Here is a 17,441-nt window from a genome sequence, read left to right on the forward strand (position 1 = left end):
CGAGGGCCGGATATCCGGCCGCTCAGTATTCCAACGGCAACGTCGCATTCTCCAGCCATGCCTTGACGTCATGGTCGTGGATCAGCGGCATCAGCGCCTCGCGCGTCTGGCGGTGGTATTCGTTGAACCAGTGCAGCTCGTCATGCGTCAGCAATTCGGGGATGACGATGTTGCGATCGATCGGGCAGAAGGTCAGCGTCTCGAAGCCGAGCATCGGCAGGTCGCCGCCGTCGATCGCTTCGGCTTCCCGCACATAGATCAGGTTCTCGATGCGGATGCCGAAATGGCCAGGCCGATAGTAACCCGGCTCGTTGGACAGGATCATGCCCGGCAGCAGTTCCTGCGTCGAAAGCCGCGAAATGCGCTGCGGCCCCTCGTGAACCGAGAGATAGGAGCCCACACCATGGCCCGTGCCATGCGCAAAATCGGCCCCTGCCCGCCATAGCGCGATACGCGCCAGCGGATCGAGATCGCAGCCGCGCGTGCCCTTCGGGAAACGCGCCGTGCTGATCTGGATCATGCCCTTCAGCACCAGTGTGAAGAAGCGCTTGTGCTCTTCGCCGACAGCACCGATGCCGACAGTGCGGGTGATATCGGTCGTGCCGTTGATATATTGCGCGCCGGAATCGATCAGGAAGAGTTCGCCCGGCTGGATATGCCGGTCGGTCGCCGTCGTCACCCGGTAGTGCATGATGGCCGCATGTTCGCCGGCACCCGAGATCGTGTCGAAGGAAATATCCTTCAGCGGGTTCTGCATGCTCTGACCCAGCTTTGCGCGAGCCGCTTCCAGCCGTTCGGCGGCGCCAATTTCGGTGATCGTGCCTGGCTTGCTCTGCGACAGCCAGTAGAGGAATTCCGCCATGGCTGCACCATCCTGCAGATGGGCGGCGGCCGAGCCATTGATCTCGACGCTGTTCTTCACAGCTCGCGGCAGCTTTGCCGGATCGACGCCCTCAACCACCTCGCCGCCAGCCTTGCGGATGATCTCGGCGAGCGCATAGGAGGCGATATCGGGATCGATGAGAATGCGGCCGCCATCCTTGGCAACCGCAGCAAGCTTTTCATCCAGGAGCGAGGGCGCAAGCTGGGTGGCGATCTGCGCGAGATAGGCTTCCGGCTCGATGCCGGTCTTGCGCTTGTCGAGGAAGATCTCCGCCTTGCCGTCGGCATGGATGATGGCGCGCGCCAGCGGATGCGGCGTGTGCGGCACGTCGGCGCCGCGGATGTTGAAGATCCAAGCAATGGAAGACGGATCGGCGATCAGTACCGCCCTCAGGTTCTTCTTGGCGAGATCGGTGGCAATGGTGGCGATCTTGTCCTTAGCGAGAATACCGGCCTGCGCCACGTTCTGGATGGTGACCGACCCAAGCGGTTCCGCCGGCCGGTCTGCCCAGAGCTTGTCGAGCGGATTGTGCGGCAGGAAAACCAGTACGCCACCGATCTCCGACAGCGCCTTTTCGAGCTTGCGCACGTCGGCACCCGAATGCAGCCACGGATCGATGCCGAGCTTCAGCCCTTTCTTGCCATGCGCAGGCAGCCAGACATGCGGCGGCTCGTTGACCAGATCGCCGCCGGTAAAGACGGAACCGTCCACCTGCTCGGCAAGCTGCGTCACGTAGCGCCCGTCGACATAGACGATCGCTTCCGTCCGGGTGATCAGCGCAATGCCCGCAGAGCCGGTGAAGCCCGTCAGCCAGGAGAGCCGCTCCGCACAGGCAGGCACGTACTCGCCGTTATATTCATCGGCGCGCGGCACGAGGAAAGCATCGATGCCGAGCGCATCGAAACTGGCGCGCAGTGCGGAAACCCGTTCCCTGCCGAACTGCGGCGTGGAGGTGACTTCGAAAGACTGGAACATGCTGGAAACCCGAATGAATGAAACGAATCCGGTTAATGGGATAGCGGCCATGTTAGCGAATTTTCAGTCATTGGGGAGAAAAAGCGACGCGAAGCGCCTGGAAGGTAGCGGCAGCCCAATAATTTGGCAGAAATGTGTCTCGATGTGGGAAACTGGCACGCTTCATGCATTACGCGCATGGCTGCAATGAAACAAACCCTCTGCCACCGCATGACGGAATAGCTATATAGAGCGCATCGAACGGTTCACGACGAACCATCAACAAAGGATTTTTTGAAATGACCGCCTCTCTCTCGCGCTTCGCTTACAGCAGCCCGGTACAGGCTGGCGAACGCCAGACTGTGCGTCACGTCATTGGCGCCCGCCGCCCGCAGAATGAGGATAGCCTCAAGGTGCTCGCAGCAGGCCAGCGTTCCACGCGCCACAAGGGCGCACCGAGCTACGCATTCTGAGCTTAAAGCCCTTCCGATCCTCCTCCCTCCACCGGACAGGCCTATCGGAATGCAGTAGTGCCCGCTTGAGCATCCTCCTCCTTCGAGCTCGCGGGCAAGACCGGATTTAAATGCCGGTCCAAGGCGGTGCCTCTGGCACCGCCTTTTTCTTGTTCGGAATTCCCCGAGATTACGGACGATCGAGATGGATCGTCACCCAGCCATTGCGCCAGATCGTGCGCACGTGGCGAAGCTTCGCGCCATTATAGGCGGCAATCACCTTCCAGCGCTGGCTGGCAAGGATGCCGGACAGGATCACCGATCCACCCGGCGCCAGATTGGTGACGAGCTGCGGCGCCATTCTGATCAGCGGCCGCGCCAGAATATTGGCGATGATGAGGTCGAAAGGTCCGTTCTCGGAAAAGGCAGTCGAGTGGAAGCCCGGTGCAGTCACCGTTCTGATGCCGCTGGCAATGCCGTTGCGACGGACATTTTCAGCCGCGACACGAACGGCGATCGGGTCGATATCGGTTGCGAGCACCGGAATGTTGCGCAGCTTGCGCACCGCAATCGCCAGCACGCCGCTGCCGGTACCAAGGTCCAGCGCATTGCGCACCTTGCGTGCCCGAACCACCCGGTCGATCACCTCCAGGCAGCCGGCCGTCGTGCCGTGATGGCCGGTGCCGAAAGCCTGGCCGGCATCGATCTCGATGGCAATGTCCCCCATGCGCACCTTGTCGCGGTCATGCGAGCCATGCACGAGGAAGCGCCCTGCCCGGACGGGCTTCAGCCCTTCAAGCGATTTCGTCACCCAGTCCACGTCAGGAATGACCTCACGCGACAGCGCCGCATCGGGAAATGCCTGCGCCAACGCCTCTTCGACGCGGGAGCGTACATCGGCCTCGTCCTCCGCCATCATGTAGACGGAGGCTTCCCAGATATCTTTCTTCTCGTCGATCTCGGTCGTGCCGATGGCAAAATCTTCTTCGCCGAAGACCTCGCTCAGAAGGTCGAGGATTTCCTCGGCCTGCTTTTCAGTCGTCGACACGTAAAGGCGGATTTCACTCACGATAGGCAATCTTTCCGGTTGCGTCGCCCGCCACCGGTTGCGATGCTTTCAGCTGCCGGTCATCCCTTGGCGACGAGATTCTCAAGCTTCTTTATCGCCGTATCGGGGTTTTCGCCATAGGAGATCGTTCCCGAAAAACGCCCTTCCGAATCGAGCAGGAAGACCGAGGCCGTATGGTCCATCGTGTAATCTCCGTCAGGATTGTTCTCGTCCACAGGCACCTTCTTGGCATAGACGCGGAAGCCCTTGATGACGTCGGCGATCTTGTCCGGCGGGCCAGAAATGCCCGTAATGCGCTTGGAAACGTTGGAGACGTACTCGTTCATGATCTCGGGCGTATCGCGCTCGGGATCGACGGTCACGAAATAGGCCTGCAGCTTGTTACCCTCCGGATCGACCTTCTCCATCCAGCCGTTGAGCTCGAAGAGCGTCGTCGGGCAGACTTCGGGGCAATGCGTAAAGCCGAAGAACAGGGCCGTCGGCCTACCGCGCAGGGCCTGCTCCGTGATCGGCTGGCCACTCTGCGATACCAGCGTGAACGGAACGCCGAATGGCCCCTCGGCCACCACTTCCCTCGTCCGGCTCTGGTCTAGCGTGAACCAGCCGAGCACGCCGGCAAGCAGCAGCACTGCGATCCAGACGGCGATACGGAAATTCTTCATGGTACTTTCCTCGATGCGCGGATGCCCCCATCCGTCTCGCCCGTGTGATTATAGTCGCGATCGCAAGCGCGCAATTCAAGAATGCGTTTTCTCACCCGTGATTAATTGCCCCACCTTGATGAATGCCAGATGCGGGCAAACGTCCTGCGAAATAGTCGTACAAAGACGAATTATCGCACCTTTCTAACGGCTTGCCGCGGAGGCCTCGAAGCAACCCGAAGAAATACATCGTTAGGAAAGGCTTAATTGCGGATATCTATATTTAGTAATGCACACAGTGCTTCGGCGCTGTTCCGACATGATGTCGGCCGGAGCATGAACCGGATCAGCATAAAATCGAGGGAACTAAAAACCGCCTGGGGCGGAGGGTGGCTTTATGACAAATTCGACGGTTCGCAGAAACCTTTCGGTCGGCCAGCGGCTCTGGACGCTCGGCGGGGCTGCTCTCATCGGCTTCGGCTCGATGCTCGGCATCGGCTGGTACGAGAACACGCAGGTCGATACCGGCCTGCGCCGCGCCGACGAGATCCAGCAGAGCATCGACATCATCAACGACATGCGCGTCGCCAATCTGACGCTGGTTCTCGCCGCCATGGACTCGATCGTCGACCGGGAAGAGAAGATCATCCAGCCCGACCGCCTGAAGATCGTTGCCGATTCGCTGGCAACCCTCTCCAGCGGCTCGAAGGAAATAGGCATGATCGCCGAGGAGCTAAAGGCCGGCGACCTGCTGAAGAGCTACGATTCCGATGTCGGCGCACTTCGCCAGGCCATTCAGGTGGATCTCAAGGCGCTCGTCGAACAAGGCGCGTCCGATGCCGAATTCGACAAGATCGACGATCGCATCGACTCTGAAGGCGAAAAGCTCGCCGCCACCCTCGACAAGTTCGCCAGTGACGGCACCGTCGTTGCCCGCAAGCGCATCGAAAGCGCCAACGAGACCTCCCGCAGCTCGCTTGTCATCCAGATCGCGCTTGGCGTCATCGCCATCCTCACAATGGCTGCGCTGCAATATATCCATGGTGGCTCCATCCGCCGCGGCATCGTCACCGTGCGCGAAAGCATGCTGCGCATCTTGAACGGCGACCTGGCAAGCAACGTCGCCGGCAAGGAACGCGGCGACGAGATCGGCGAAATGGCCCGTGCCGCCGAAAGCTTCCGCCTTGCAGCCATCGAAAAGATCGATCTGGAAGCCCGCACCGAGACCGACCGCCAGCGCAGCGATGCCGAACGCCGCGAGCGCGAATCTGCCAAGCTTGCCGATACGGAAGCGCTGAACACCACCGTCACGGCGCTCGCTCAGGGCCTCACCCGCCTTGCCAACGGCGACCTGACAGCGAGCATCGACCAGCCCTTCCGCGACGAGCTGGAAAGGCTGCGTCAGGATTTCAACCAGACGGCCCTACGCCTGCGTCAGGCGATGGGCGATATAGCCCTGAACAGCACGTCCATCCAGGCCAACAGCCACCAGATGCGCGCCGCCGCCGACGACCTTGCCAAGCGCACAGAGCAACAGGCCGCCTCGCTGGAAGAGACCTCAGCGGCGCTGGACGAGATCACCGCTACCGTCCGTAACGCCACCAGCCGCGCCGAGGAAGTCGGCAACATGGTCGCTCATACTCGCCAGAATACCGAGAAATCCGACGCCATCGTCGGCGATGCGATGGCCGCGATGGAGCGAATCGAAGGCGCCTCCCGCGAGATCGGCACGATCATCAACGTCATTGACGAGATTGCCTTCCAGACGAATCTGCTGGCACTCAACGCCGGCGTCGAGGCCGCGCGTGCCGGCGAAGCCGGCAAGGGCTTTGCGGTCGTTGCACAGGAAGTTCGCGAACTTGCCGGCCGCGCAGCAGGAGCAGCCAAGGATATCAAGACCTTGATCGGAAAATCCGGCGCCGAAGTTAAGATCGGCGGCGAATTAGTGACGGCTGCCGGCGAGGCTTTGCGCCAGATCGGCGAAGATGTTCTGCGTATCGACGGTCATGTTAAATCAATCGTAACCTCTGCGCGCGAACAATCAGTCGGACTGAACGAGATCAATACAGCCATCAGCCAGATGGATCAGGTGACGCAGAAGAATGCGGCCATGGTGGAAGAAACGAACGCCGCCAGCCACACTCTCGCAACCGATGCGGAAAACCTGACGCAGCTGGTTCGGCAGTTCAATATCGGCGAGGGCATGAGCGCCCGTCAAACGCCGCGAGAAGCCCCCGCAGCCTCGCATCCGAAACCTTCACCCGCACGGCGCCTCATGGGCAAGGTCGCGGGCGCATTCACAGGCGGCGGCGCCGCCAGGACACTCGCCTCTCCGGCCGGAGACAACTGGGAAGAATTCTGACCATGAACAACAATGCCATCAAGCAGTCGGGCGCCTACCTCGAAATCGTCTCGTTCCACCTGGGCGACCAGGAGTTCTGCATCGATATCATGGCGATCCGCGAAATCCGTGGCTGGGCGCCGGTCACCCCCATGCCGCACACCCCGCCCTACGTCCTCGGCCTCATCAACCTGCGCGGTGCCGTGATCCCGGTTATCGACATGGCCTGCCGCCTCGGCATGAAGATGACGGAACCGTCGGAGCGTTCCGCCATCATCGTCACCGACATCGCCGGCAAACTCGTCGGCCTGCTGGTCGAACAGGTCTCCGACATGATGACCATCAAGAGCGAAGACCTTCAGCCGCCGCCGGAAATCATCCCGGAAGCCCAGCGCGCCTTCTGCCGCGGTATCGTCGCGCTCGAAAAGACCATGGTCTGCTTCCTCAACCTCGACACCGTCATCGCCGACGAACTGTCCCGCGAAGCCGCCTGATCGCTCTTCATATTCGGAATTCAAAGGCCCGGCTTGTCCGGGCCTTTTTCATTGCGGTTTCCCGTTCTTCCACACCACATCCTGCCCGTAGAGCGGAATGGTCGAGATCGACATCTTCGCCGAGCCATCCGTAAGCTCCCGCGAATGGGCGAGATAGATCAGCGTATTGTTGGCCTTGTCGTAGATACGGTTGACCGCCAGCGTCTTCCAGATCAGCGACATGCCCTGCCGGAACACCTCGCTGCCATCCTTGGAAAGATCGATATTGCCGATCTCGATCGGCCCCGTCTGGCGGCAGGCGATGGAGTTGTTCGAGGGATCTTCGAACCAGTTGCCGTTCTTGAAACGGTCGATGAGGCTGCGGTCGAAATAGGTGACATGGCAGGTCACGCCCTTCACCTCAGGGTCGGAGACCGCCTCGATAATGATGTCGTTGCCGATCCAGTCGACCCCGACCTTGCCGACGACTTCCGCAGATGTCGCGCCTGCGGAAACGGCGAGGAATGCTGCAGAGAGGAAAAGATTGCGGAAAGCGGACATGGCAACTCCCGTGTTGATCCGGAAGCTAAGATAAGAATGGCCAAACCCTTTGCAAGAAAGCGAGGCTCAGCCCTTGCGGCAGGTGCAGGGCGCGTAGCCGGCGGCCATCAGCTTACCTGGTGTCATGCCGATCAGCGCCGGAATGGCGGCAACCGTCGCAGCCTTGACAGCCTTCGCCATCTCGATTGCCGCTGCCGCGCAGACGGCAGCATCCTCAGCCGCATTGTGGTGGACGAAACGCAGGCCGAGATGTTCGGCAATCAGGTTCAGCCGGTGCGACAGGAAATGCGGCCAGATGCACTGCGCCATCTTCAGGCTGCAGAGATAGCTGAGCTCCGGATAGGACTGCCGGTAAAGATCGAGGCTCGCCCGCCAGACGCTGAAATCGAAGGCGGCATTGTGAGCGATCATCGTCGCGCCCCGGAAATCCTCAAGGAACTCGTCCATGACTTCAGGAAATTCCGGCGCATCCTCGACATGCTCAGGGCGAATGCCGTGGATCGCGATATTCATGCCGGAGAAGCGCATGTCGCGTGGCCGGATCAGCCGCTCCTCGACCCGCGTCACCTGCCCGTCCTCGATCCAAGCAAGGCCGACGGAGCAGGCGCTGCCGCGCTGTTCGTTGGCTGTCTCGAAATCGATGGCGATAGTCTTCACGGGCAATTATCCGAATCGTCTGCTCTTCCGGAATAATCTTAGCCGTATCCGAAGGCAAATTCTCACCTGTTGACATCTGCACGCAAATGGCGAAACTTCCGTCCATGATCAACTCAGTGGCCCACACCCTTCATCTTATCACCACGACCCATGCAGGGTACGCGGGAGAGATGGTGCGCCACTAGCAGCCGATCATCCCCGAAAACCCTGCCGAGGCGAGCAGGGTTTTCCGAAACTCCGCTCTCCTCTTGTAGAAACCCAAGGAGAGCATGATGTCAGCCAATCAGGATACCCCACCCGAAAAGCCTTCGTTGAAAGGCCTCAATGTTCGCGCTTTGCGCATGAGCGATGTCGAAGCCGTTACCGAACTGATGAACCTGCCGGGCTATCGCGCCGGCACGCTGCGCCCGCCTTTTCAAAGCATCGATGCGGTGCGCAAGCGTATGGAATCCCCCTCACCCAACGCCCTCAACCTCGTTGTCGAACTCGACGGCCGGATCGTCGCCAATGGCGGCATGAACCGCTTCGAAGGACGGCGCCAGCACGCCGCGAGCCTCGGCATGGGTGTGCACGACGATTTCACCGGTCGCGGCGTCGGAACCACCCTGATGGCCGCGTTTGTCGATACCGCCGACAATTGGCAGGATATCAAGCGGATGGAACTGACTGTCTATACCGATAACGCGGCAGCTATCCGCCTCTACGAAAAATTCGGCTTCGAAAAGGAAGGGCTCCTCCGATCATTCGGCTATCGCGACGGGCAATATGTCGATGCCTATACGATGGCGCGGCTGAGGGCCTGAAACAAAGAGGCTGGCGTTGTTGGCGGCTCTCCGTTACCCCCCAATCAGGGCCAGCCACTCGTCTTCGTCCATGGTCTGAACGCCGAGTTCGCGAGCCTTGTCGAGCTTCGAGCCGGCGCCGGGGCCGGCAACGACGATATCGGTCTTCTTGGAGACGGAACCTGCCACCTTTGCCCCGAGGCCTTCAGCCCTCGCCTTCGCCTCTTCGCGCGTGAATTTCTCCAGCGAACCGGTGAAGACCACGGTCTTGCCGGCGACCGGGCTGCCCGCTGTCACCGGCTGTTCGGCCTCCTGCGGCGTTACCTCGTCGAGCAGGCGGCCGATCACCTCGATATTGCGCGGCTCCTTGTAGAATTCCACGATGGCACGCGCCACGACCTCACCAATGCCTTCGATGGCGTTGAGGTCGTTCCAGGCATCACCCGAAAGCGTTGCCGCCTCCTTCATTGCCGCCGCAAAGGCCTCGTAGGTATTATAGGAGCGCGACAGGAGCTTCGCCGTCGTCTCGCCCACGTGGCGGATACCGAGCGCGTAGATGAAGCGGTGAAGGGCGATACTGCGCCGCTCATTGATTGCAGCATAAAGCTTGCCGACGCTGACCTTGCCGAAACCGTCGATATTCTCCAGCTTGGTGATCGACTGTTGCTGACGCTTCTCCAGCGTGAAGATATCGGGCGCCGTGCGGATCTGCAGCGCAGGATCCTCGCTCTCGAAGAAGAAGTCGATCTGCTTGGAGCCAAGTCCTTCAATATCGAAGGCATTGCGCGAAACGAAATGCTTCAGCTCTTCCGTCGCCTGCGAGCGGCAGATGAAGCCGCCGGTGCAGCGCGTGACGGAATCGAGCTTGCCGGTCTTCTCATGCCGCTCACGCACCGCATGCGAACCGCAGACCGGGCACACTTTCGGAAACTGATAGGGCTGCGCCTCAGCAGGACGCTTTTCCATAACGACATCGAGCACCTGCGGGATCACGTCACCGGCACGCTGCACGATGACGGTGTCGCCGATGCGGATATCATGCTCCTCCTCACGGATGCGCTCGCCATTATTGCCGATGCCCTTGATATAGTCCTCATTGTGCAGGGTCGCATTGGTGACAACGACGCCGCCGACGGTGATCGGCGTCAGCCGCGCCACCGGCGTCAGCGCGCCGGTGCGACCGACCTGGATGTCGATATTCTCGACGACGGTGAAAGCCTGCTCGGCAGGGAACTTGTGCGCCGTCGCCCAGCGCGGGCTGCGCGAGCGGAAGCCGAGACGCTGCTGCAGCTCGAGGCTGTCGACCTTGTAGACGACGCCATCGATATCGTAATCGAGGTCCGGCCGCTCGAGGCCGATCTCGCTGTAGTGGGCAAGGATATCGTCAACCGAGTTCAGCCGCTTCATCAGCGGATTGACCGGGAAGCCCCACTCCCTGAACTTTTCGACCATGCCCATCTGCGTATTGGCAGGCATGTCCGACATCTCGCCCCATGCATAGGCAAAGAACTTCAACTTGCGGCTCGCCGTCACCTTCGCATCGAGCTGACGCAGCGATCCTGCCGCCGTGTTGCGCGGATTGACATAGGTCTGCTTGCCTTCGGCCTCCATCTGGGCGTTGAGCGCCATGAAATCGCTCTTGGCCATATAAACCTCGCCGCGCACTTCCACGACGGATGGAACGCCCTTCGGCAGCTCGTTCGGGATTTCCTTGATAGTGCGGATATTGGCCGTGACGTTTTCGCCCGTCGTGCCGTCGCCGCGCGTGGCAGCCGTTATAAGCTTGCCGTTCTCGTAACGGATCGACATGGAAAGCCCGTCGATCTTCGGTTCGGCCGTAAAGGCGATGGAATTGTCAGGCAGGCGGCCGAGGAAGCGATAGACGCTGGCGACAAAATCGCGCACGTCCTCCTGCGAGAAGGTGTTGTCGAGCGACAGCATCGGCCGGGAATGAACGACCGGCGCAAAAGTCACTGAAGGGGCTGCACCGACCCGGCGCGACGGGCTGTCTTCGCGGATGAGCTCGGGGAAGCGTGCCTCGATCGCATCGTTGCGGCGCTTTAGCGCGTCATAATCCGCATCGGAAATCTCCGGCTGGTCCTTGCCATGATAGAGCGCATCGTTACGCGCAACCTCCTTGGCCAGCCGTTCGAGTTCGATGGCAGCGTCTTCAAGGGTCAGGTCCTCAACAGCGACGGATTCGGTCGACATGCAGCTTCACTCCAGAGAATCTGCAATGGTTTTAGAGCAAAATTCCGCGATTGAAATAGCACCAATGTTTTGAATTATGGCTGCGCGTTGCGCAGTCTGATGGCGCTGACGTGTAGCGTGCTGTCCCGCAGGGCCTTCAGCGGCACGAGGCTGTCAACGACCCGCAGCTCGATGCCGCGCGGCGCAAATTCGCGATCGAGGCCGGACATTGCGGTGAGTGCGAGCGGCAGAACCGTCCTGCGCGACACCCACATTCCCGCGTCCTGCAGGTCCTCGAAACCATCGGCCGGCATCTCGTAGCGGTGGATGCTTTCGGCCTGCAGCCGCGCCAGCCAGCCACGCTCGATATAGGCGGCACCCCGCCAGTCGCCGAGCAAGCGGCGATCTTCGTCTGATGTCTCGGGCGTCGCCCAGATCAGAATACGCGGGCAATCGCGCGGGAAGAGATACATGAAGTCGTGGATGTCATCGATCGCCCAGACGAGCGGGCCGTTCAGCCATTCCATTCCCGCCAGACGCTCCGAGGGAGCGCGCACGGGGCGCGGCTCAAAGACCGCAATAGTGGGATCATCACTGAAATGGAAAAGCCGCATGAATGGCTGAACCTCACCGGTGGGTGACGTCCCATAGCCTGGCCGCCGAGATTTGTCACTGGCGGCTTATGCTAGCCGTTACCCGCCAGCAACCGTGCCGCAGCCGCCCTCGCCTCTTCCGTCACGGACGCGCCGGCAAGCATGCGGGCAATCTCTTCCGTGCGGTCCTTCTGGGCCATGGTGGCAACGCGTGTGGCGATCTTGTCGGAGCCTTCGCCGGACGGTCCCTTGGAGATCAGGAGATGTGTGGCGGCACGGGCTGCCACCTGCGGCGCATGGGTGACGGAGAGAACCTGCACGCGCTCGGAAAGCCGCTTCAGCCGCTGGCCGATCGCATCCGCCACTGCCCCGCCGACGCCTGTGTCGATTTCGTCAAAGACGAGCGTCGGCGCCGAGCCGCGGTCGGCAAGCGCCACCTTGAGCGCCAGCAGAAAGCGCGAGAGTTCGCCGCCCGAGGCGACCTTCATGATCGAGCCGGGACGCGTGCCCGGATTGGTCTGGACGTGGAATTCCACGACATCGATGCCCTCGGCCGTCGCCTCTTCCGCATCGGTGGTAATCTCCACCATGAAGCGGGCGCGCTCGAGCTTCAGCGCCGGCAGCTCAGCCATGACGGCCTGCGCCAGCGCATCGCCGGCATGGTGACGCTTCTCCGAAAGCGAGCGGGCGGCCGCATCGTAATTCGCCTTGGCGACCCCAACTTCCGCCTCGAGCTTGGAGAGACGCTCCTCGCCGGCATCGAGATCGGCAAGATCGTTGATCATGCGCACGGCGAGCGCCGGAAGCTCGGTGACGGGAACAGAATATTTGCGGGAGGCAGCGCGCAACGCAAACAACCGCTCTTCGACGCGCTCCAGTTCCTTCGGATCATATTCCGTCTTGCGCAGTGCCGCCTCGACTTCCATCTGCGCGTTGGAAAGCTGGTCCAGCGCGGCGTCAAGTAGGGCTACGGTGTCTTCCAGCAGGCCGGGCGCCTCATGGCTCTTGCGCTCGAGACGGCGCACCAGCGAGGCGATATGCGGCACGGGAGAGGCATTGCCGTTGAGGAATTCGGAGGCCTCGGCGATATCGCCGGCAATACGCTCCGCCTTCATCATCTTCTGGCGACGGTCGGCAAGTTCATCCTCTTCGCCATCGCGTGGCGAGAGCTTTTCGAGCTCTTCGACGGAGGAGCGCAGATAATCCGCCTCACGGGCAGCTACCTCGACCTTCTCGCGGTGTTTCTTCAGCGTGCGCTCGCTATCGCGCCACTGGCGGTAAAGCGTGGCCACGCCCTGCACGTCCTCGCTGATGCCCGCAAAGGCGTCAAGCAGCGTTCTGTGGGCGTTGGTATCGACAAGCGCGCGGTCGTCGTGCTGGCCATGGATCTCGACCAGCATCTGGCCAGCCTGGCGCATCAGTTGAACGCTGACAGGCTGGTCGTTGACATAGGCCTTGGTGCGCCCGTCGGAGGATTGCTGGCGACGAAAGATCAAGTCACCTTCGTCATCGATGCCGTTTTCGCGCAAGAGCCTGCGGGCACCATGATCCAAGCCGACATCGAAGACGGCGGTCACCTGGCCCTTGTCCTCGCCATGGCGCACAAGACCGCCATCGCCGCGCCCGCCAAGAGCCAGCGACAGGCTGTCGAGCAGGATGGATTTGCCCGCACCGGTCTCACCCGTCAGCACGGAGAGGCCGGTCTCGAAGGCAAGATCCAGCCGCTCGATCAGAACGATATCGCGGATCGAAAGCTGGATCAGCATTGGCCTCAGGAACCGAGAAGGAGTTTCTTGCCCGCTGCAGCGATCCACGAACCCTTGTTTTCACGCGGTTCCGCGCCGCCCGACTGCAGCAGCTTGTAAGAATCAGCATACCACTGGCTGTCGGGATAATTGTGACCGAGAACGGCAGCGGCAGTCTGCGCCTCCTCGACGACGCCCAACGCATAATAGGCTTCGACGAGACGGGCGAGCGCCTCCTCCACCTGATTCGTGTTCGGGTATTTCTCGACGACGATGCGGAAGCGCGAGATCGCGGCAAGATATTCCTTGCGCTCCATGTAATAGCGGCCGACCTGCATTTCCTTACCGGCCAGCTGGTCGCGCGCAAAGCGCATCTTGGCCTGCGCGTCATCCACATATTCGGAGTCAGGATAGTTGTCGACGACGGCCTGCATCGCCTCGATCGTCTTCTGCGAGGCGCGCTGGTCCTGCGTCACGTCGACGATCTGCTTGGAATAGGTCAGGCCCACGAGATACTGCACGTAAGCGGCATCCTTGGACTTCGGATATTGCGCCATGTAACGGTTGCCCGATGCAAGCGCGTCGTCGAAGCGGCCCTGGCGGTATTTGACGAAGGTGCTCATGACGAGCGCCTTGCGCGCCCATTCCGAGAAGGGGTTCTGCGCATCGATCGCGTCGAACTTGCGCCCCGCCTCGGCCATGTTGCCTGCCTTCATGTTGGCGAGGCCCTGGGTGTAAAGCACATCTGGCGGATCGGTTTCGAGGCCGAGCTTGGTGATGTCGATATCAGGGTCCGACTGGCAGCCGGAAATCAAGGCACCTGCGCTCAGCACCATCACGGATGCGAGCAAAGCGCGCGCTGTCTTCATCATCATGTCAGACCTTGCATAAGCCATTCGAAAGAATCCCACCGCTGCCGTCCACTCCACAGCAGCCACGCCTAGCTGGCGTTTCTAGCCACAAATACCTGTCAAGAGCAACGCAATGATCACGCATTAACGCATTTTTGTGGCAGCACCGCCGAGAATGTCGGGCTTTTCACCGGCATTCGAAGCGGCAGCGGCTAAATATATGCCGCAAAACATCTATCGACGCGCTTGTGCGCCCCTTCCCACAAAAAAACCGCCCCCGTTAGGAGGCGGCCCTGGCCTTAATTGGTATACTGGAGGTCATGCCGACCAGGGGGCGAATTCCGGAGCGCTGACTGCAATGAATTCGCGAACGGCAACGCGCTGGCGCGGCGTCGAAGTCTCGACCACTTCATAGGCCGAGGCATCGCTGAGCAGTGCCTTGAGAGCGTTGGCGTTCATCTTGTGGCCGCCGCGATAGGAACGGTAGCAGCCGATGAACTGTGCGCCGGCGAGCGCCAGATCGCCGACGGCATCGAGCGTCTTGTGACGCACGAACTCGTCCTTGGCATAGCGCAGGCCTTCGACATTGATGACGGTGTTGTCGTCGGAGATGACGACCGAGTTTTCAAGCGAGGAGCCGAGAGCATGGCCCGAAGCCCAGAGACGCTCGACATCACGCATGAAGCCGAAGGTGCGCGCACGCGACAGCTCGGTCTTGAAGACGGCGGCGGTGAGATCGCCTTCCCACTTCTGGCGGCCGATCAGCGAGCATTCGAAATCGATCTCGACTTCGAAGCGCGTGCCGTCATAGGGGCGGAACTCGCTCCAGGAACCGCCATGCTCGATACGAACCGGCTTGGTGATGCGGATGTAGCGACGTTTGACGCCGAGGGAAACGAGGCCGACCTGTTCGATGGCTTCGACGAAGGGGACCGAACTGCCATCCATGATCGGCATTTCGGCGCCGCTGACTTCGATCACGACATTGTCGAGGCCGAGAGCGTAAACGGCTGCCATCACGTGCTCGATCGTCGCGACGGAATGGGCAGGCGAGAAGCCGAGAACGGTGCAGAGATCGGTATTGCCGACCTGCGAGGAAACAGCCTTCAGTTCGGTGACGTCACCATTGTCATGGATGCGCTGGAAAATAACGCCGGTGCCGGCTTCGGCCGGATTGAAGGTGATCGAAACGTCGGCACCAGAATGAACGCCGATGCCCGAAAGAGTCACCGGACGTGATACCGTCGTCTGAAAGCCCAGCAAGCCAAGTCCCATAAAATCTGCCTTTATTCTTCCGTACCCGTTGTTGCCAACCGACCGGATCGTTCTTCTACACTGCCCGAACCGTTCGAAGCGGACTCTAAGGGCAGTTCGCTTGCTTCATACTTACGTGGACGCGCGCTGCAATCCAAATCACTGTTTCTTTCGCTTTGTTACGAAATCTACCACGCGAAAAACATTTAGAATTCAAGCATGTAGAAACGCAAACGCCCGGGATTTCTGCCCCGGGCGTTTTCTGTGGAGAAGTGCTCTTCTCAGTTCGACTGGCGACGCAGGAAGGCCGGGATTTCCAGCTGGTCGTCTTCCTGCATCATGCGGGCCTGCGGCACGGCACGGCCCTGGTCGTCGAGATTGCCGCGACGCGGTGCGTAGAGGCTTGCTTCCGGCGACAGCGGACGGCGCTGCTGCGAGGATGCAGCCGGTGCGGAGGTCATTTCCGGAGCGACTTCCTCTTCGCGGCGGCCGAGCGAATTGGTGATTCGCTTGAGCAGACCCATCGGGCCGCGCTCTTCCTGGACGTGCGAAGCAGCAGGCTGCGAGCGATGGTCGATCTCGGCCTGGACCACCGGCGGGAAGTCCTCGACCTTCGGCATGCGGACCTGCTCAGGAGCCTGGCGGATCACCGGCTCATGACGGACCGGCTGCTGCTGCATGACCGGCTGCGGAGCCGGCTGCTGCATGACGGGAGCCGACTGCACAGGAGCCTGGCGCATGACCGGGGCTGCTTCAGGCGCAGAAGCAAAAATCTTGCTCTGCGGACGGAAGGTCTCCTGCATCACCGGCTGCTGCTGGATCGGAGCAGCGGCACGCGGAGCCGGGATTTCCAGTTCACGTTCCATCTCGGCTTCAGCCATACGGATGGTCTGTGCAATCTGGTCGGCCTTCGGTGCCTGCATTACCGGAGCAGGCTGAACTGCGGCCGGTGCCGGAGCAACGGCCGCGGAGGGACGGATAACCGGCTTTGCGACCGGCTGGAACGAACGGTCGGCAGCCTGGTTCATCGCGCGGTCGATACCGGTGGCGACGACCGAGACGCGGATGATGCCTTCGAGCGATTCGTCGAAGGTTGCGCCGAGGATGATGTTGGCGTCCGGATCGACTTCTTCGCGGATGCGGGTTGCAGCTTCGTCGACTTCGAAGAGCGTGAGGTCGCGACCGCCAGTGATAGAGATCAGCAGGCCCTGTGCGCCCTTCATCGAGGTTTCGTCGAGCAGCGGGTTGGCAATCGCCGCTTCGGCGGCCTGCATGGCGCGGCCCGAACCGGAAGCTTCACCCGTACCCATCATTGCGCGGCCCATTTCACGCATGACCGAGCGGACGTCGGCGAAGTCGAGGTTGATGAGACCTTCCTTCACCATCAGGTCGGTGATGCAGGCAACGCCCGAGTAGAGAACCTGGTCGGCCATGGCAAAGGCGTCGGCGAAGGTCGTCTTGTCGTTGGCGATCCGGAAGAGGTTCTGGTTCGGAATGACGATAAGCGTATCGACAGACTTCTGCAGTTCCTGAATACCGGATTCGGCCAGACGCATGCGGCGTCCGCCTTCGAAGTGGAACGGCTTGGTGACGACGCCGACGGTCAGGATGCCCTTGTTGCGGGCCGCCTGTGCGACGACCGGGGCAGCGCCCGTACCGGTGCCGCCGCCCATGCCGGCGGTGACGAAGCACATATGCGTGCCGTTCAGGTGATCGACGATCTCGTCGATGCACTCTTCGGCGGCTGCACGCCCGACTTCCGGCTGCGAGCCGGCGCCGAGACCTTCCGTGACGCTGGCGCCGAGCTGGATGATCCGTTCGGCCTTCGTCATCGTCAGTGCCTGGGCATCCGTGTTGGCAACGACGAAGTCGACGCCCTGGAGGCCTGCAGAAATCATGTTGTTGACGGCATTGCCGCCGCCGCCGCCGACGCCGAACACGGTGATGCGCGGCTTCAGCTCGGTGATGTCAGGCTTTTGCAGCTTGATAGTCATG

General features: G+C 61.2%; 15 protein-coding genes. 4 read left to right on the top strand and 11 right to left on the bottom strand.

What is annotated here, in order from left to right; all coding sequences use genetic code 11:
- Positions 1-22: 22 nt before the first annotated feature.
- A complete protein-coding gene (locus AB8B33_RS14505; RefSeq protein ID WP_439015924.1) occupies positions 23-1,858 on the bottom strand; it encodes an aminopeptidase P family protein in 1,836 nt (611 codons plus the stop codon).
- A 278-nt stretch (positions 1,859-2,136) separates the two neighbouring features.
- On the opposite strand from AB8B33_RS14505, the gene AB8B33_RS14510 reads away from it, so the two are divergent.
- On the top strand, positions 2,137-2,310 hold the full coding sequence (locus AB8B33_RS14510) for a hypothetical protein (protein WP_007814367.1): 174 nt from the start codon (positions 2,137-2,139) through the stop codon (positions 2,308-2,310).
- A gap of 169 nt (positions 2,311-2,479) precedes the next feature.
- Here the strand turns inward: AB8B33_RS14510 and AB8B33_RS14515 are convergent, their stop codons facing one another.
- Positions 2,480-3,358 carry a 50S ribosomal protein L11 methyltransferase gene (locus AB8B33_RS14515; RefSeq protein WP_439015925.1) on the bottom strand — a complete coding sequence of 293 codons (879 nt, stop codon included), beginning with the start codon at positions 3,356-3,358 and terminating at the stop codon, positions 2,480-2,482.
- A 59-nt stretch (positions 3,359-3,417) separates the two neighbouring features.
- On the bottom strand, positions 3,418-4,020 hold the full coding sequence (locus AB8B33_RS14520) for an SCO family protein (protein WP_439015926.1): 603 nt from the start codon (positions 4,018-4,020) through the stop codon (positions 3,418-3,420).
- A gap of 376 nt (positions 4,021-4,396) precedes the next feature.
- Between AB8B33_RS14520 and AB8B33_RS14525 the strand changes: the two genes are divergently transcribed.
- Both AB8B33_RS14525 and AB8B33_RS14530 read left to right on the top strand, forming a co-directional pair.
- Positions 4,397-6,361 carry a methyl-accepting chemotaxis protein gene (locus AB8B33_RS14525; RefSeq protein ID WP_310389364.1) on the top strand — a complete coding sequence of 655 codons (1,965 nt, stop codon included), beginning with the start codon at positions 4,397-4,399 and terminating at the stop codon, positions 6,359-6,361.
- A 2-nt stretch (positions 6,362-6,363) separates the two neighbouring features.
- Positions 6,364-6,834, top strand: coding sequence for a chemotaxis protein CheW (locus AB8B33_RS14530; protein WP_037099584.1), 471 nt, complete (start codon positions 6,364-6,366; stop codon positions 6,832-6,834).
- 48 nt (positions 6,835-6,882) lie between these two features.
- Here the strand turns inward: AB8B33_RS14530 and AB8B33_RS14535 are convergent, their stop codons facing one another.
- Together AB8B33_RS14535 and AB8B33_RS14540 are read right to left on the bottom strand one after the other, a co-directional pair.
- Positions 6,883-7,374 (bottom strand): CreA family protein, encoded by a 492-nt coding sequence (locus AB8B33_RS14535; protein ID WP_310389362.1) that lies wholly within the window; start codon positions 7,372-7,374, stop codon positions 6,883-6,885.
- Positions 7,375-7,440: 66 nt separating this feature from the next.
- Positions 7,441-8,031 carry a 3'-5' exonuclease gene (locus AB8B33_RS14540; RefSeq protein ID WP_439015927.1) on the bottom strand — a complete coding sequence of 197 codons (591 nt, stop codon included), beginning with the start codon at positions 8,029-8,031 and terminating at the stop codon, positions 7,441-7,443.
- A gap of 272 nt (positions 8,032-8,303) precedes the next feature.
- On the opposite strand from AB8B33_RS14540, the gene AB8B33_RS14545 reads away from it, so the two are divergent.
- The gene (locus AB8B33_RS14545; protein ID WP_113324944.1) at positions 8,304-8,834 is read left to right on the top strand and encodes a GNAT family N-acetyltransferase; all 531 of its coding nucleotides are present in this window, start codon (positions 8,304-8,306) and stop codon (positions 8,832-8,834) included.
- Between the two features lie 33 nt (positions 8,835-8,867).
- Here AB8B33_RS14545 and ligA read toward each other — a convergent pair whose 3' ends face one another.
- The 6 genes from ligA to ftsZ all read right to left on the bottom strand — a co-directional run bounded on the left by ligA (position 8,868) and on the right by ftsZ (position 17,440).
- Entirely contained in the window at positions 8,868-11,024 is a 2,157-nt protein-coding gene (gene ligA, locus AB8B33_RS14550; protein ID WP_439015928.1) for an NAD-dependent DNA ligase LigA, read from the bottom strand.
- 74 nt (positions 11,025-11,098) lie between these two features.
- Positions 11,099-11,617: a DUF6886 family protein gene (locus tag AB8B33_RS14555; RefSeq protein ID WP_113324942.1), complete on the bottom strand. Its 519-nt coding sequence runs from the start codon at positions 11,615-11,617 to the stop codon at positions 11,099-11,101.
- A 71-nt stretch (positions 11,618-11,688) separates the two neighbouring features.
- Positions 11,689-13,362: a DNA repair protein RecN gene (gene recN, locus AB8B33_RS14560; RefSeq protein WP_439015929.1), complete on the bottom strand. Its 1,674-nt coding sequence runs from the start codon at positions 13,360-13,362 to the stop codon at positions 11,689-11,691.
- Positions 13,363-13,367: 5 nt separating this feature from the next.
- Positions 13,368-14,237 carry an outer membrane protein assembly factor BamD gene (locus tag AB8B33_RS14565; RefSeq protein WP_310389354.1) on the bottom strand — a complete coding sequence of 290 codons (870 nt, stop codon included), beginning with the start codon at positions 14,235-14,237 and terminating at the stop codon, positions 13,368-13,370.
- A 273-nt stretch (positions 14,238-14,510) separates the two neighbouring features.
- The gene (gene lpxC / locus AB8B33_RS14570) at positions 14,511-15,467 is read right to left on the bottom strand and encodes a UDP-3-O-acyl-N-acetylglucosamine deacetylase (RefSeq protein ID WP_439015930.1); all 957 of its coding nucleotides are present in this window, start codon (positions 15,465-15,467) and stop codon (positions 14,511-14,513) included.
- Between the two features lie 260 nt (positions 15,468-15,727).
- A complete protein-coding gene (gene ftsZ, locus AB8B33_RS14575; RefSeq protein ID WP_113324939.1) occupies positions 15,728-17,440 on the bottom strand; it encodes a cell division protein FtsZ in 1,713 nt (570 codons plus the stop codon).
- Between the last annotated feature and the right edge of the window lies 1 nt (position 17,441).

It is taken from the genome of Rhizobium sp. 768_B6_N1_8 (assembly GCF_051811225.1).
Lineage (GTDB): Bacteria > Pseudomonadota > Alphaproteobacteria > Rhizobiales > Rhizobiaceae > Rhizobium.